The 15,848-nt window shown below is 74.7% G+C and carries 12 protein-coding genes; 6 read left to right on the top strand and 6 right to left on the bottom strand.

Annotated elements, in window-relative coordinates; all coding sequences use genetic code 11:
- Positions 1-70: 70 nt before the first annotated feature.
- The 4 genes from rocD to K2F47_RS02500 all read left to right on the top strand — a co-directional run bounded on the left by rocD (position 71) and on the right by K2F47_RS02500 (position 4,734).
- Positions 71-1,237, top strand: coding sequence for an ornithine--oxo-acid transaminase (gene rocD / locus K2F47_RS02515; RefSeq protein WP_242902541.1), 1,167 nt, complete (start codon positions 71-73; stop codon positions 1,235-1,237).
- 132 nt (positions 1,238-1,369) lie between these two features.
- Positions 1,370-2,335 carry an LCP family protein gene (locus K2F47_RS02510; RefSeq protein WP_242901009.1) on the top strand — a complete coding sequence of 322 codons (966 nt, stop codon included), beginning with the start codon at positions 1,370-1,372 and terminating at the stop codon, positions 2,333-2,335.
- A gap of 144 nt (positions 2,336-2,479) precedes the next feature.
- Positions 2,480-3,124, top strand: a complete 645-nt coding sequence (locus tag K2F47_RS02505; RefSeq protein ID WP_242901008.1) for a PadR family transcriptional regulator — start codon at positions 2,480-2,482, stop codon at positions 3,122-3,124.
- Positions 3,121-4,734: a DHA2 family efflux MFS transporter permease subunit gene (locus K2F47_RS02500; protein ID WP_242901007.1), complete on the top strand. Its 1,614-nt coding sequence runs from the start codon at positions 3,121-3,123 to the stop codon at positions 4,732-4,734. The genes K2F47_RS02505 and K2F47_RS02500 overlap by 4 nt, the downstream gene beginning before the upstream one ends.
- A 72-nt stretch (positions 4,735-4,806) precedes the next feature.
- On the opposite strand, the gene K2F47_RS02495 is transcribed toward K2F47_RS02500, so the two are convergent.
- From K2F47_RS02495 to K2F47_RS40395, 4 genes are all read right to left on the bottom strand, one after another.
- On the bottom strand, positions 4,807-5,322 hold the full coding sequence (locus K2F47_RS02495) for a flavin reductase family protein (protein WP_242901006.1): 516 nt from the start codon (positions 5,320-5,322) through the stop codon (positions 4,807-4,809).
- Between the two features lie 203 nt (positions 5,323-5,525).
- Entirely contained in the window at positions 5,526-6,041 is a 516-nt protein-coding gene (locus K2F47_RS02490; RefSeq protein WP_242901005.1) for a DUF6113 family protein, read from the bottom strand.
- 22 nt (positions 6,042-6,063) lie between these two features.
- Positions 6,064-6,963, bottom strand: a complete 900-nt coding sequence (mshB, locus tag K2F47_RS02485) for an N-acetyl-1-D-myo-inositol-2-amino-2-deoxy-alpha-D-glucopyranoside deacetylase (RefSeq protein WP_242901004.1) — start codon at positions 6,961-6,963, stop codon at positions 6,064-6,066.
- 70 nt (positions 6,964-7,033) lie between these two features.
- Positions 7,034-8,518, bottom strand: a complete 1,485-nt coding sequence (locus K2F47_RS40395; protein ID WP_272496412.1) for a serine/threonine protein kinase — start codon at positions 8,516-8,518, stop codon at positions 7,034-7,036.
- A gap of 179 nt (positions 8,519-8,697) precedes the next feature.
- Here K2F47_RS40395 and K2F47_RS02475 point away from each other — a divergent pair, with 179 nt between their 5' ends.
- A complete protein-coding gene (locus tag K2F47_RS02475; RefSeq protein WP_242901003.1) occupies positions 8,698-10,779 on the top strand; it encodes a S9 family peptidase in 2,082 nt (693 codons plus the stop codon).
- 37 nt (positions 10,780-10,816) lie between these two features.
- Here K2F47_RS02475 and K2F47_RS02470 read toward each other — a convergent pair whose 3' ends face one another.
- Together K2F47_RS02470 and K2F47_RS02465 are read right to left on the bottom strand one after the other, a co-directional pair.
- Positions 10,817-12,562, bottom strand: a complete 1,746-nt coding sequence (locus tag K2F47_RS02470; RefSeq protein ID WP_242901002.1) for an ABC transporter ATP-binding protein — start codon at positions 12,560-12,562, stop codon at positions 10,817-10,819.
- The gene (locus K2F47_RS02465) at positions 12,559-14,286 is read right to left on the bottom strand and encodes an ABC transporter transmembrane domain-containing protein (RefSeq protein WP_242901001.1); all 1,728 of its coding nucleotides are present in this window, start codon (positions 14,284-14,286) and stop codon (positions 12,559-12,561) included. Before K2F47_RS02465 ends, K2F47_RS02470 begins: the two co-directional genes overlap by 4 nt.
- A gap of 335 nt (positions 14,287-14,621) precedes the next feature.
- On the opposite strand from K2F47_RS02465, the gene K2F47_RS02460 reads away from it, so the two are divergent.
- The gene (locus tag K2F47_RS02460; RefSeq protein WP_242901000.1) at positions 14,622-15,839 is read left to right on the top strand and encodes a PP2C family protein-serine/threonine phosphatase; all 1,218 of its coding nucleotides are present in this window, start codon (positions 14,622-14,624) and stop codon (positions 15,837-15,839) included.
- The last annotated feature ends 9 nt before the right edge of the window (positions 15,840-15,848 follow it).

Genomic DNA, 15,848 nt, shown 5'->3' with positions numbered 1-15,848 from the left:
TGCCCCCGGCCGGGCCGGCCGGGGCCGAGCGCGAAGGAGCGTCGTGACGACCACCGACGAGTTGCGAGCGATGTCCGAGGAGCACAGCGCGCACAACTACCATCCCCTGCCGATCGTGGTCGCGGAGGCCGACGGGGCGTGGCTGACCGACGTCGAGGGGAACCGCTACCTGGACATGCTGGCCGCCTACTCGGCGGTCAACTTCGGGCACGGCAACCCGCGCCTGCTCGCGGCCGCGCGCCGCCAGCTCGACCGCGTCACGCTGGTCAGCCGCGCCTTCGAGCACGACCAGTTCGGCCCGTTCGTCACCGAGCTCGCCGAGCTGTGCGGCAAGGACATGGTGCTGCCGATGAACAGCGGCGCCGAGGCCGTCGAGACCGCGCTGAAGACCGCCCGCAAGTGGGGGTATGAGGTGCGCGGCGTCCCCGCCGACCAGGCCAACATCATCACGTTCGAGGGCAACTTCCACGGCCGCACCACCACGATCATCAGCTTCTCCACCGACCCGGACGCCAAGGAGTCCTACGGCCCGTACACGCCCGGGTTCCGGACGGTCCCCTACGGCGACGTCGACGCGCTCAAGGCGGCGATGGACGACCTCACCGTCGGCGTGCTGATCGAGCCGATCCAGGGCGAGGCGGGCGTGAACGTCCCGCCGAGCGGGTTCCTGCGCGCGGTGCGGGAGCTGTGCACGGCGAGCGGCGCGCTGATGATCGCCGACGAGATCCAGTCGGGGCTCGGACGCACCGGCACGACGTTCGCGGTCGAGCACGAGGGCGTCGTCCCGGACGTGTACATCCTCGGCAAGGCCCTCGGCGGCGGCATCATGCCCGTGTCGGCGGTCGTCGCCGACGCCGACGTGCTCGGCGTGTTCAAGCCGGGCCAGCATGGCTCGACGTTCGGCGGGAACCCGCTCGCCTGCGCGATCGGACGCGAGGTGATCGCGATCCTGCGGACCGGCGAGTACCAGGAACGCTCCAGGACGCTCGGCGCGCACCTGCACGAGCGGCTCGGCGCGCTGCCCGGCGACGTCGTCCGCGAGGTGCGCGGACGCGGGCTGTGGGCGGGCGTGGAGCTGGCCGGCCTCGCGCGGCCCGTCAGCGAGCGGCTGATGGGGCTCGGCGTGCTCGCGAAGGAGACGCACGAGACCACGATCCGGCTCGCGCCGCCGCTGGTCGTCAGCCGCGAGGACCTCGACTGGGCGCTCGACCGCCTGGAGATCGCCCTCAAGGACTGACCTGCCCGGCCCGTTGCCGGGCTCGGGGCGCGGGTCCATGGCGGGCTGAGGGAAGCTCCAGGTTCGTCAAAGTCTTCCCCGCCGCCTGCCCGTCGCACCGCCCGGGCGGGCGCGCGCGGGCAGGCTGGGCGCATGCTGGAGAGCGGGAGAAGGCGCCGGGTCCTGATCGGCTGCGGCGCGCTGGCGGTGGGCGCCCTGCTGTTGCTGGGCGGCGGCGCCTACCTGCTGCAACGCGCCTACGACGGGCAGGTGCGGCGGATCGCGGGCGCGCTGCCCGGCGGGGGCGGGCGGCCCGCCTCCGGACGCGGCGAGAACTGGCTGCTGATCGGCTCGGACCGGCGCGCCGACCAGCCCGCGATGGGCGCCCGCGCCGACACGATCATGCTCGTCCACCTGGCCGGACGCGGCGACCGGGTGTCGGTGGTCGCGCTCCCCCGGGACGGCTACGTCGCGATCCCCGGGCACGGCACCACCAAGATCAACGCCGCCTTCGCCTACGGCGGCCCGCCGCTGCTGATCCGCACCGTCGAGCAGCTCACCGGCGTGCGCGTCGACCACTACGCGGCGCTCGACTTCGGCGGGTTCGTGAAGATGACGGACGCGCTCGGCGGCGTGGACGTGACCATCGTCCAGAAGACGCACGACCCCATGCACGACCGCACCTGGCCCGCCGGGCGCCAGCACCTGAACGGCGTGGCGGCGCTCGACTTCGTCCGGCAGCGCTGGAACCTGCCCGGCGGCGACCTCGACCGGATCAAGCGCCAGCAGGCGTTCCTGCACGCGCTCGCCGACAAGGCGATGGACACCCGCAACCCGATCAAGATCGACCGGTTCGTGCGCGCGACGACCCGGTCGGTGAGCGTGGACGACTCGGTGACGTCGGGGACGCTGCGCGGCCTCGCCCGGCGGCTGACCCGGATCTCGCTGATGGAGTACCTCACCGCGCCGGTCGCCGGGACGGGCACCCGCGCGGGGCAGAGCGTCGTGCTGCTGGACGACGGGCGGGCGCGGGAGCTGTTCCGCGCCGTCCGGGAGGACCGGGTCGGCGACTACGTCACCCGCAACGGCGCGGCGAACGCGGTCGACTCCGTGCGCTGACCCGGGCGGACTCCATACGTTGACCTGGGCGGACCCCCGTGCGCCGACCTCGCCCGACATGTCGGACATGAATAACATGTAGTGACAGCGGTCTAGATGGATTAGTCTGGCCGGACTAATCGACGTCGACCACAAGGCACCGCCATGTCCCGACCCCTCACGCCGCTCGCGCTGGCCGTCCTGCGCATGCTGTGCGACGGGCCCATGCACCCGTACGAGATGCAGCAGCGCATCCGCGACCACGCCTACGACAGCGCCGTGAAGATCACGCACGGCTCGCTCTACCACGCGGTGGAGCGGCTCACCGGCGCCGGGCTCATCGAGCCGCTGGAGACCAGCCGGGAGGGGCGCCGGCCCGAGCGCACCGTCTACGCGGTCACGAGCGCCGGACGCGACGCCGCCTGCGACCGGCTGGCCGAGCTGCTGGCCAAGCCCGCCCAGGAGTTCCCGCTGCTCGGCGCCGGGCTCGCCTTCCTCAACCTGCTGCCCGAGCGCGAGGTCGAGCAGCAGCTCCGGTTCCGGGTGATCTCCCTGGAGGCCGAGCTGGCCGGGCACCAGACCGCCCAGGACTCGCTGCGCAAGCGCGGTATCGACCGCTACAAGCTGATCGACCACGAGTGGACGATCGCCCGCGTCCGGGCCGAGCTGGACTTCGTCAGGGGGCTCGCCGACGACCTGGAGTCCGGGCGGCTCACCTGGAAGGACGACGCCGGCCCCACGACCGCGCCCGCCGAGTACGGGCGCCGCCACGACCACGACGCGCACTCCACCGAAAAGGGGACCTCATGAGTAGATGGCGCGGCAACCCGTGGGCGATCCTGCTCACGCTCTCCCTCGGGTTCTTCATGACGCTGCTGGACCTCACGATCGTGAACATCGCGATCCCCAGCATGATCGACAAGCTCGACGCCTCGCTGGACGAGGTCCTGTGGGTCGTCAACGCCTACGTCCTGGTGCTGGCGGTGCTGCTGATCACCGCCGGCCGGCTCGGCGACCTGCTGGGCAAGAAGAACCTGTTCATCGCCGGGGTGGCGCTGTTCACGGTGTCCAGCCTGGCCTGCGGGATCGCCCAGACCCCGACCCAGCTCATCATCGCCCGCGCGATCCAGGGGCTCGGCGCCGCGCTGCTGATGCCGCAGACCATGTCGATCATCATCGGCGTGTTCCCGGCCGAGCGCCGCGGGGCCGCGCTCGGCGTCTGGGGCGCGGTCGCGGGCGTGTCGACGATCGCCGGCCCGACCCTCGGCGGCCTGCTGGTCACCAGCCTCGACTGGCGGTGGATCTTCTTCGTGAACCTGCCGATCGGCATCCTCGTGCTGGCGATGGCGGTCCCGATCCTGCCCGCGCACACGCCGACCGTCCGGCACCGCTTCGACATCGCCGGGGTGGCGCTGGTCTCGGCCGCGCTGTTCTGCCTGACGTTCGCGCTCACCGAAGGCCAGAAGTACGAGTGGAACGAGGGCATCTGGGGGCTGATCGCGGCCGGGCTCGCGCTGTTCGTGATCTTCGGGATCTACCAGCGCTCCCAGCAGGACGGGGAGCCGCTCGTCCCGTTCTCGCTGTTCCGCGACCGCAACTTCACGATCCTGAATTTCGTCGGCGCGGCCGTGTCGGTCGGCATGATCGGGATGTTCCTGCCGATCACGATCTACATGCAGTCGGTGCTCGGCTACAGCGCCCTGAAGGCCGGGCTCGTGATGGCGCCGTCCTCGGTGGTGTCGATGTTCCTCGCGCCGGTCGCGGGCAAGATGTCCGACCGCATCGGCGGCAAGTTCATTCTGATGGCGGGCCTGCTGCTCTACGGGGCGGGCATGCTGTGGATCGTCGCGATCGTGGACGTCGGGATGGGCTGGCCGTCGTTCATCGCCCCGTTCGCGCTGTGCGGGCTCGGCGTCGGCGGCGTGTTCGCGCCGATGGCGACCGAGGCGACCCGGAACGTGCCACCCCGGCTCGCGGGCGCCGCGTCCGGCGTCAACAACACGACCCGGCAGATCGGGTCGGTGCTCGGCAGCGCGGCGGTCGGCGCGATCCTCCAGAACCAGCTCGCGTCCTCGCTGAAGGACGAGGCGGCCACCCGGTCCGCAGCCCTCCCGCCCAACGTGCGGGGCGGCTTCGTGGACGGCTTCGCCAACGCCGCCAAGGGCGGTCTGGAGGTCGGCGCCGGGCAGACCGGCGCGGCGCAGAAGCTCCCGCCCGGCATCCCGCCGAGCGTGGCGCACCGCGTCCAGGAAGTCGCCGGGCAGGTGTTCTCGCACGGCTTCGTCCACGCGATGAAGCCGACGATGGCGCTGCCGATCGCGGTGATCATGATGGCCGCCGCCGCGTGCCTCGGCGTCAAGGGCTACCGCTCGGCCGCGCCGACCGGCACGGCGGCCGAAGCGGCGCCGGTCGCGCACTGACGCGTCCCGCCGAAGCAGCACAGGGCCCCCGCCGCGCCCAGCGGCAGGGGCCCTCGCCGTGTCAGAGCCCTGTCAGAGCGCGTGGTAGGCGCCGCCGTAGTAGATGAGAGGGCGGCCGTCCGGGTCGGGGACCTGGAGCGTGAGCACCTCGCCGACCACGATGCTGTGGTCCCCGCCGTCGTGGACGGCGTGCGTCCGGCACTCCAGGACGCCGAGCGCGCCGTCCAGGACCGCGGCGCCGGTGGCGGGGCCGCGGGTGTGCGGCCAGCCGCGCAGCCCGCCGTCCAGGGACCGGCCGCGCGTCGCGAACCACTCGGAGGCGTCCCGCATGTCCGCGGCGAGCACCGACACCGCCCACCGGCCGCTCGCGAGCACGACGTCGTGGAAGCGCGCGACCCGCTCGACGCAGACGAGGACGAGCAGCGGCTCCAGCGACACCGACGTGAAGGCGTTCACCGTCATCGCGTGGTCGGCGCCGTCCGCGACGGTCGTGACGATCGCCACGCCGGTCGCGAACCTGCCCGCGACCTGCCGGAACAGCGCCCGGTCGAGGCCCGGCGCGGGCGGCCCGGGGGAATCATCGCTCACAAGGCGGCCACCCTACCCGCACGCCCAGGGCGTGTTTCGAAGTGGCCTCGGCCGTCGTGCGGGCGCGTAGCTGAGCGGTGGGGCGACGCCGGAGGCGAGCCCCACCGCGAAGATCGCGAAGCGATGCCGCGCCCGCCGAAGGCACGGTCACGCCCCGAGCCGCCAGGCGAGGGGCGTGGGCCGGGACTTAATGAACACTGCCCCTATCCGCGGTTGCGGGCCGCCCTTCCCAGCAGCCACTGGCCGGGCGGCCCGGCCGCGGGAACGCGCGCCACACCGAGCACGGCGGCCAGCATGCCGCCGATGATGTAGACGTACCCGGAGAGGGTCGCCGGGACGACGAGGTCGCCCTCGGGGCGCCGCGTCGACATGACGAACACCACGATCCCCCACACGACCGCCGGGACCGTCGCGCCGATCCGGCCGCCCATGCCCCAGCCCGACAGCCGCACCGTCGCGAACACCACGGCGATGAGCACGATCGACGCGGCCGGGACATCGCCGGCCGTCCAGCCCTGCGAGTAGGAGCCGAGCAGCCCGACTACCCCGCCGAGCACCCCGACGACCACGTAGGCGGCGCCGGACAGCAGCGTCTCGACCGGTCCCCGGCCCGCGCGCGACGCGGCGGTCTCGTCCGGGGGCGCCTCGGCCGGGGTCGCGCCCGCCGCCGTGCGCGCCTGGCCGGGGGCGCTGTCGCGGGCCTCGTCGTCCTCGTCCACGCCCGCCAGCGTATCCAGCCGTTCAGTCACGCGCGTCCGCCAGCCCGGCGAACAGGTCGCGCTCGCGGCGGCCCGGGCCGAGCGGGCCGAGCTCGCCGTCCTCCAGCACGAAGTACTCGGTGCCGAAGGCCTGCTGGCCGAGGTTGTTCGACAGCGCGAAGTACGGGCCGACCTGCTCGGGCGCGACGACGATCTGGGTGTGGTGGGCGCGCAGCGCGGCGAGCTTGGCGGGCAGGTGGGCGCGGGCGTCCACGACCGTGGTGACCTTGTCGTCGCGGACGCCGGAGCCCAGCTCGTCGAGCCCGGCGACGCGCGCGAACGGCAGCTTCGCCTCGCGCATCACCGCGATCGCGCGGGCGAGGACGGTGCGCGGCGTGGCGTAGGCGTAGAACTTCGCGGCCCGCCACGGCTCGGCGCCGTCGTCATGGGACGGGTCGGCCGCCATCTCGTAGGCGCGCCTGGTCACGCGGTGCGCCTGGATGTGGTCGGGATGCCCGTAGTTGCCCCGGTCGTCGTAGGTGACGATCACCTGCGGCCGGACCTCGCGGATGACGGCGGCGAGGTCGGGGGCGGCCTCCTCGGGGTCCGCGCGCCAGAAGCAGCGCGGATCGTCGTTGGTGGGGGCGCCCATCATGCCCGAGTCGCGCCAGCGGCCGGCGCCGCCCAGAAAGCGGTGGTCCCGGACGCCGAGGGCCGCGCAGGCCGCCGCGAGCTCCCCGATCCGGTACTCGCCGAGGGCGTCCTCCTTGTCGGAGGCGAGATGGCGCAGATCGTCGGGGATGACCTCGCCCTCCTCGCCCAGCGTGCAGGTGACGAGACAGACGTGGGCGCCCTCGGCGGCGTACTTGGCCATGGTCGCCCCGGTCCCGATGGACTCGTCGTCCGGATGGGCGTGGACGAACAGGATCCGCGGCTCCTTCATAGTCACCGAGCCTACTCAGGACGCGGCGCTCCGGCGATGACCGCCCTCCCCGCGAGGAGGGCCCGCGCCCTCACTCGCCGGTGAGCGGCTTGGAGCCGCCACCGCCCGCGCCGCCGCCACCGGCACCGCCGCCTCCGCCTCCGCCTCCGCCTCCGGGCGACTGCGAGGCCGGCGGCTTCTCACTCGTCGGCTTCTCGCTCGTGGGCGGCTTCTGGCTGGTGGACGGGGTGTCGGAGGAGGGCCGCTCGGTCGTCGGCTCCTGGGTCGGCTCCCGCGTCGGGCGGCGGGTCGGGATCCGGGTCGGCGTCGGCTCCTCCGACTCGTCGTCGGTCGGGGTCGGCGACTCCGACTCGCTCTCCGAGACCGTCGGCGTGACGGGCGAGCTCGGATCGTTCCCCCCGCGCTTGGCCATGGCCACGCCCACGACCAGCGCGAGCACGAGGATCGCGAGCACGGCCGCGACGATCGGCAGCCGGGACTTGCGGCGCGGCTCGTAGTCGCCGTAGCCGGCGCCCTGGTTGCGGCCCGCGTAGGGGGGCCCGCCGGCGGGCGGGAGCGTCCCGGTGTAGTCGGCGGGCGACACGCGCTGCGTCCGGCCGCCGGGCGGGCCCCCGGCGCGCGGCATCGCGGCGGCGGCGCCCGCGCCGGCGGCGAGCGTCGAGCCCTCCGCGAGCAGGGAGGTGGCCTGCGCCGGGTCGTCCATGCGGGTCTGCCCGACCCCGGCGGCCCCGGCCCCGGCGGCCCCGGCGCCGCCGGGGCCGCTGCCGATCAGCGCCATCATCAGCTGCTGCGCGGTCGGCCGCCGCTCGGGCTCCTTGACCAGGCACGCGGCGATCATCCGGTGCAGGTCGGCGGGCACGCCCTCCAGCGACGGCGGCTCGTGCATCACCCGGTTGATCACCGCGACGACCGTGTCGTCGCCGAACGGCGGGTGGCCGGTCGCGGCGAACACCAGCGTGGTCGCCCACGCCCACACGTCCACCGCCTCGGTGAGCGTCGCGCCCGCGACCTGCTCGGGCGCCATGTAGGACGGGGTGCCGATCGCCTTGGTCGCGGCGGTCTGCCCGGTGTCCAGGGCCCGCGCGATCCCGAAGTCGATCACCCGGGGGCCGTCCGGGGCCATGATCACGTTGTGCGGTTTGAAGTCGCGGTGCACGATGCCCGCCTGGTGGATCGCCACCAGCGCGGTCGCGGTGCCGATCGCGAGCCGGTCCAGCGGCGCGCCGGTGATCGGCCCCTGCTCGGTGACCTGCTTGTACAGCGAGGGGCCCGGGACGTACTCGCTGGCGATGTAGGGCTGGTCGCCCGCGACGTCGGCCTCCAGCACCTGCGCGGTGCAGAACCGCGCGACCTGCTTGGCGGCCTGCGCCTCGCGGACGAACCGGTTGCGCGCGGCGGCGTCACCGGCCAGGTCGGCGCGCAGCAGCTTGATCGCGGCCCGGTTCCCGGAGGCGTCGACGCCCGCGTAGACGACGCCCTGGCCGCCCTCTCCGAGCCGGTCGACGATCTCGTACGAGCCAAGCCGCCGGGGATCTCCCGGCTGCAGCTCCGGCATGGACCACTCCTTCTGCGCCCGCGACGACAACGTGGTTGAGGAAGCTTCGAGCTTACGCGAGCGCGGACCCGGCCACGGGGGGTTCGATGTCCGCACGGCGACGACCCGTGATCATAGGGCCGGCGGGCCCGCCGTGCGCCTACTTCGGGCCCGGCGACGGGCTGGCAGACTCTGGTGCCATGAGCATCAGCTATCCGCGGCAGAGCGCCCGCACCCGGCGGTTCACCCTCGGCGTCCCGCGCGCCTTCCAGATCGCGCCGGACGGGGGGCGCGTGGCCTTCCTGCGCACCCGCGCCGGCGACGACCCGGTGACCTGCCTGTGGACGCTGGACACCGCCACCGGCGAGGAGCGGCTGGTCGCCGACCCGGCCGCGCTGGACGTCCCGGGCGAGGAGAACCTGCCCGCCGAGGAGCGGGCCCGGCGCGAGCGCGCCCGCGAGCAGGCGGGCGGCGTCGTCGGGTACGCGACCGACCGCGCCATGCGGCAGGCGGTGTTCGCGCTCGGCGGGCGCCTCTACGTGGCGGACCTCGAGGCCGGGCGGGTGCGGGAGCTGCCCGCGCAGGCGCCGGTGTTCGACCCGCGCCCCGACCCGGCCGGGCGCCGCGTGGCCTACGTCTCGGGCCGGACGCTGCGGATCATCGAAATGGACGGCACCGGCGACCGGGCGCTCGTCCAGCCCGAGACCGAGCAGGTGTCCTACGGCCTCGCCGAGTTCGTGGCGGCCGAGGAGATGAACCGGATGCGCGGCTACTGGTGGTCGCCGGACGGCGGGACGCTGCTGGTCTCCCGGGTCGACGAGACACCCGTGCAGCGCTGGCACATCGCCGATCCCGCCAACCCCGAGCGACCGCCCGCCGAGATCGCCTACCCGGCCGCCGGCACGCCGAACGCGCTGGTCTCGCTCGTGCTGCTCAAGGTGGACGGCCGCCGCGTCGCGGTCGCGTGGGACCGCGGCGAGTTCCCCTACCTCGTGACGGCCGCGTGGGACCGGCACGGCCTGCTGATCGTCGTGCAGCCGCGCGACCAGCGGTCCCAGCGGGTGCTGAAGGTCGACCCGTCCAACGGCGAGACCGTGCTGCTGCACAACGAGCACGACGCGGTGTGGACCGACATCGTGCCGGGCATCCCGGCGCGGACGGGCGGCGGCGACCTCGTCTGGATCACCGAGGACCACGAGACCGGCACACGGCGGATCACGGTCGGCGGCAAGCCGGTCACGCCGCCCGGGCTCCAGGTGCGGTCGGTGCTCGGGGTCGAGGACACCTCGATCCTGTTCACCGCGTCCGAGGATCCGACCGAGATCCACCTCTACTCCCACGACGCCGGCGAGGTGTCGCGGATCAGCGAGGGCCAGGGCGTGTTCAGCGGGGCCCGCTCCGGTGCGGTCACCGTGGTCACGGGGGCGCGGCTCGACGCCCCGGGGTCGGAGGCGGAGGTGCGCGGGCCGTCCGGGACGCACGTGGTCGCCTCGCTCGCCGAGACCCCGGTGATCACGCCGCGGGTCGAGCTGCTGCGCGCCGGCGACCGGGAGATCCGGACCGCCGTGCTGCTGCCGACCGGCTGGGAGCCGGGCGACGGGCGGCTGCCCGTGCTGCTCGACCCCTACGGCGGGCCGCACGCGCAGCGCGTCCTCGCCGTCCAGCGGATGTACTGCGAGGCGCAGTGGCTGGCCGACCAGGGCTTCGCCGTCGTCATCGCCGACGGGCGCGGGACGCCCGGGCGGGGCCCGGCGTGGGAGCGGGAGGTGCGCGGCGACTTCGTCGGGCCCGTGCTGGACGACCAGATCACCGCGCTCGTCGAGGCGGCGCGGCACCACCCGGACGCGCTGGACCTCGACCGGGTCGGCATCCGGGGCTGGTCGTTCGGCGGCTGGCTCGCGGGCCTCGCCGTGCTGCGCCGCCCGGACGTGTTCCACGTGGGCATCGCCGGGGCGCCGGTCACCGACTGGCGCCTGTACGACACCCACTACACCGAGCGCTACCTCGGCCACCCCGACGAGGAGCCCGAGGGCTACGCCGCGAACTCGCTGGTCGAGATGGCCGGCGACCTGGAGCGGCCGCTGATGATCATCCATGGGCTGGCGGACGACAACGTGGTCGCCGCGCACACGCTGCGGCTGTCGTCGGCGCTGGTGGCGGCGGGGCGCCCGCACACCGTCCTGCCGCTGTCGGGCGTCACGCACATGACGCCGCAGGAGGTGGTGGCCGAGAACCTCCTGCTGATCCAGGTCGACTACCTGAAGACGGCCCTGGCCCGCTGACGCGCTCCCCCACCCGCGGGCGAGCCACGCCCGCGGGTCAGGGGGCGCCGTGCCAGGACGCCCACAGCGACGCGTAGGAGCCGTCGCGCGCGATCAGCTCGTCGTGGGTGCCGAGCTCGGTGACGCGGCCGTCCTCCACCACCGCGACGCGGTCGGCGTCGTGGGCGGTGTGCAGGCGGTGCGCGATCGCCACGACGGTCCGGCCGTCCAGGACGGCGGCGAGCGAGCGCTCCAGGCGGCGCGCGGCGCGCGGGTCGAGCAGCGAGGTCGCCTCGTCCAGCACCAGCGTGTGCGGGTCGGCGAGGACGAGCCGCGCGAGCGCGAGCTGCTGCGCCTGCGCGGGCGACAGCGTCGCGGCGTCCGGGCCGTCGGCGCCGGCGCCGACACGGGCGTCGAGGCCGGGGCCGTCCCAGTCGACGGCCTCCAGTGCCTGCGCCATGTCGGCGTCGGACGCGTCCGGGCGGGCCATCGCGAGGTTGTCGCGCAGCGTGCCCTGGAACACGTGGTGCTCCTGCGTGACGAGCGCGACATGGCCGCGCAGGTCGTCCAGCGGCAGCTCGACGAGCGGGACGCCGCCGTCCGCGCCGACCGTGACCGCGCCCGCGCGCGGGCCGTCCACCCCGGCGAGCAGGCGGCCGAGCGTGGACTTGCCCGCGCCGCTCGGCCCGACCATCGCCAGCCGCTCCCCCGGTCTGAGGTCCAGGTCGACGCCGTGCAGGACGTCCTGCCCCGGCCGGTAGGCGTAGCGGACGCCGCGCGCCGTCAGCCGCTCCCCCTCGGGCACGCGGCTCCCCGGCTCGCGGTCGGCCGGGACGTGGCCGACGCCGAGCAGCCGGGCCAGCGACGCGCCGCCGAGCTGGAGCTCGTCCAGCCGGAACAGCACGACGTCGACCGGCTCGATGAGCTGCTGCGCGTACAGGGTCGCGGCGGTCACCTGCGCGAGCGAGGCGTGGCCGTGGATGTAGAGGAACCCGCCGGTCACCAGCGTCGCCACGACCGGCAGCACGAGGCCGAGCTCGGCGGCGGGCAGCAGCACCATCCGCAGCCGCAGCGTGTACCGCTCGGCGCGGTAGGACTTCGCGATGTCGGCGTCGCCGCGCGCGTGCCGGCGGCCCGCGAGGCCGAGCGCCTCGACCGTCCGCGCGCCCTGGACGGTCTCGGTCAGCCCGTCCGCGACCTCCGACCACGCCGCGTTCTCCCGCAGGTAGCCGCCCCGGGCGCGGGGCAGGTACCAGCGCATCACCGCCCACAGCAGCGGCGCGGTGACCAGCGCGGGCAGCGCGACGAGCGGGCCGGTCAGCAGCAGCGCCCCGGCGGTGAGCCCGGCCACGACGATCGCGACGAGCGTCTCGGGCAGCGCGTACCGGACCGACGAGGCGAGCTCGTCGACGTCGCGGGACGCGCGGGTCACGAGGTCGCCGGTGCCCGCGCGCTCGACCCGCGACAGCGGCAGCGCCAGGACGCGGTCGATGAACTCCTCCCGCAGCTCGGCCAGCACCCGCTCGCCGAGCCGGGCCGAGGCGAAGTAGGCGTACCGGGTCAGCACGGCCTGGACGATCACGAACCCGGCGATGGCGACGCCGACGGTGTCGATGGCGGCCCGCCCGTCGCGGACGCCCTCGACCAGCTCGCCGAGCAGCCGCGGCGTCACCAGGCCCGTCGCGGCGGCCAGCGCGTGCAGCGCCAGCACCAGGGCGAGCGCGCGCGGGTGCCGCACGACGAGCCGCCGCGCGTACGTCCGCACCTGCGTGGGCGTCGCGACCGGCAGCGCCTCGGCGCTCATCTCGCCGCTCCTTCCGTGTGGGTCTCGGATTCGCTCGTCTCGCCCCTGGTGACGACGTTCGCGTAGCGCGGCTCGGCGTCGAGCAGGTGGCGGTGGGCGCCCTCGGCGACGACCCGGCCGTCCTGGACGAAGGCGACGTGGTCGGCGCGGTCCAGCACCAGCGGGCTCGTCGTGCACACGACGGTGGTGCGGCCCGCGCGGGCCGGGCCGAGCCGGCCCGCGATGCGCGCCTCGGTGTGCGCGTCGACCGCGCTCGTCGGCTCCACCAGGACGAGGACCTCCGGGTCGGCCAGCAGCGCCCGCGCGAGGCGGAGGCGCTGCTGCTGGCCGCCGGAGAACTCCCGTCCCGCCTCGGCGACGTGGGCGTCCAGGCCGGTGGTGTCGACGACGTCCTCGACGCACGCGGCGCGGATCGCCGCCCGGAGCGCCGCGCCGCCGTCGTCCGGCGCGGACGGCGGGGTGAGCGACTCGGCCAGCGGCCCGGAGAACAGCCGGTCCTCGTTCACCGCCACCAGGACGCGTTTCCGCACGTCCGCGACCGCCTGGAGCGGGACGCCGCCGAAGTCGACCTCGCCCTCCTCGTACCGGCCGAGCCGGTCGGCGATGGCCTGCGCGTCGCGCGGGTCGGCCGCCGCGACCGCCGTCACCCGTCCCGGCCGCACGACCAGCCCGGAGGCGATGTCGGTCAGCTCGGCGGGCGCCGCCGGACGCGCCGTCCCGGTGTCCGGCAGCGCGGGCTCGACGTCCAGCAGCGCCTTCACCCGGCCCGCCGCGACCAGCCCCTTGGTGACCTTGCCCGCCATCTCCCCGAGCGTCTTCAGCGGGACGATCAGGAACACCGCGTAGCCGTAGAAGGCGACCAGCTCGCCCACGCCGATCGCGCCGTCGGCGGCGAACCGGGCGCCGACCCACGTCACGAGCGCGATCAGCAGGCCGGGCAGCAGCACCTCGGCGCCGTTCATCCGCGTCTCCGCCCGCGCGGCCGCCACCCCGGCGGCCCGCACCCGCTGCGACTCCGCGCGGTAGCGGCCGGAGAACAGCGGCTCGCCGCCGATGCCGCGCAGCACCCGCAGGCCCGCGACGAGGTCGGTGGCGTGGCCGCTCAGCTCGCCGACGAGCTCGCGGTGTGCCGCCTCCCGCTCGCGGTAGGGGCGCAGCAGCGGCGCCGCGGCCACCAGGATCAGCGGGACGCCCACCAGCACGATCAGGCCGAGCTGCGGCGAGGTGGCGAGCAGGATGCCCGCGACCACGACGATCGCGACGACCGCGCCGGTGCCGCGCGCGACGATGTCCATGGCCTCGCCGAGGTGCGCGACGTCCGAGAGCCCGATGCTCACGACCTCGCCCGCGCTCGTCCGCTTCGGCAGCGTCGCGCCGAGCCGGGTGGACTGCCGGGTGACGACCTGCACCGTCCGGTACGCGGCCGACAGCCAGTTGAACACCGCGAACCGGTGCCGCAGGACGCCGCTCACCGCCTGCGTCACGCCGAGCACGGTGAGCACGGCCGCCCAGACCAGCAGCGCGCTCCCGTCGCGCGCGACGATGCCGTCGCCGATGGCGCGGCCGATGGCGGCGGGCATCAGGGCCTGGCTCAGCATCCAGACCACACCGAGGGACGCGCCCGCGACACCGGTGCGCCACTGCCGGCGCAGCAGCCACAGCAGGTAGCGGGCAGGGGTTTCGTGGTCGGGGCTGCCAGGGTCGGTCTCCGGCAACGATCTCACCGGACGAACATAGACACGGCCGCCCGGAAGGTCGACCGATTTTCCGGGGCGGCGCCGCGCCCGTAAGTGGAGCGGTCAAGGCCCCTCCCCCGCGTGGGCGGGGTCTCGGCGCGTCCGTGCGGTGACGGTCGCGGGGGATGCGTCAGGGCGAGCCGAGGCGCTAAAGTCGGGACGTACGGAGTGAAAATCTCACCGCACCATGAGCCGGGACCCTCGCGGCCAGGGAGAGGCCGCTGGCCCGGCGAGGCCCGGGCCCGCCCTCCTGCGCGCAGGAATAAACCGGAACGGTCCGGCCGTTGCCAGTGCCGTCGTCAGCCCCGACCTCCGGAAGCCTTGTGAGCACAACGAGTCACCAGACGTCCGCCCTGGCGCCAGGGGCCGAGGACAGGATCGACCTGCTCCTCATCGACGGCGACCCCGAAGACGTCCTCATGGTCGAGAAGATGCTCGCCGACAGCGGCCTGGACATCCAGATCACCGTCGCGGGCGACCTGCCGGCCGCGCGGCGCAGGCTGACCCGCCGCACCCAGTGCATCATCGTCGACCTGTCCGCCCCCGGCATCGACCGGCTGGACGGGCTGCGCCGCGTGCTCGCGATGTCGGGCGATGCCGCCGTCGTCGTGCTGACCGGCCTGAACGACTCCCATCTCGGCGTCCGCGCGGTCGCCGCCGGGGCCGGGGACTACCTCGTCAAGCAGGAGGTCGACGGGCCGCTGCTGGCCCGCGCGATCCGCTACTCGATCGAGCGCAAGCGCGCCGAGGAGACCGAGCGGCGGCTGGTCGAGGCGCGCATCCTCGGGCGCGAGAACGCCCGGCTGGAGCGCGGGCTGCTGCCCGTCCCGCTGATCGACGACCCGTCGCTGCGGCACCACACCCGCTACCGCCCAGGACGCCGCCGCGCGCTGCTCGGCGGCGACTTCTACGACACCGTGCAGACCGAGGGCGGCGCGGTGCACCTGATGATCGGCGACGTGTGCGGGCACGGGCCCGACGAGGCCGCGCTCGGCGTCCAGCTCCGGATGGCCTGGCGGACGCTCGTGCTGGCCGGGCACACCGGCGAGCAGCTCCTCGGCACCCTCGACAGCGTCCTCGGGCACGAGCGGCGCAGCGAGGAGATCTTCACCACGCTCTGCATGATCACCATCGCGCCGTCCCGGCGGACCGCCCGGATGCATCTGGCGGGGCACCCCGCGCCGCTGCTGTTCCGCGAGCGCCCGGGCGGCGCCGAGGTCGCGGCGCTGCCGGAGTACGCGCACGGCCCCGCGCTCGGCCTGCTGCCCGGCGCCGAGTGGCCGACCACCGAGATCGACCTCGGCGAGAGCTGGGGCCTGATGCTCTACACCGACGGCCTCATCGAGGGACGCGTCGGCCGGGGCTCCGAGCGGCTCGGCACCGACGGGCTGGTGGAGCTGGCGCGGGTCGCGAGCGGCCGGGGCGCGAAGGGCCGCTCGCTGATCGACGAGCTGGTCACGGAGGTGGAGCGGCTCAACGGCGACTCCCTCACCGACGACCTGGCCGTCCTGCTGCTGTCCCGGCAGGGCACGCCCGCCTGATCCCGCGCG

Origin of the sequence: Actinomadura terrae (genome assembly GCF_022751215.1) — a bacterium.
Lineage (GTDB): Bacteria > Actinomycetota > Actinomycetes > Streptosporangiales > Streptosporangiaceae > Spirillospora > Spirillospora terrae.
The sequence above is the reverse complement of the archived record's forward strand: the minus strand, read 5'-3'. Positions and strand labels throughout refer to the sequence as shown.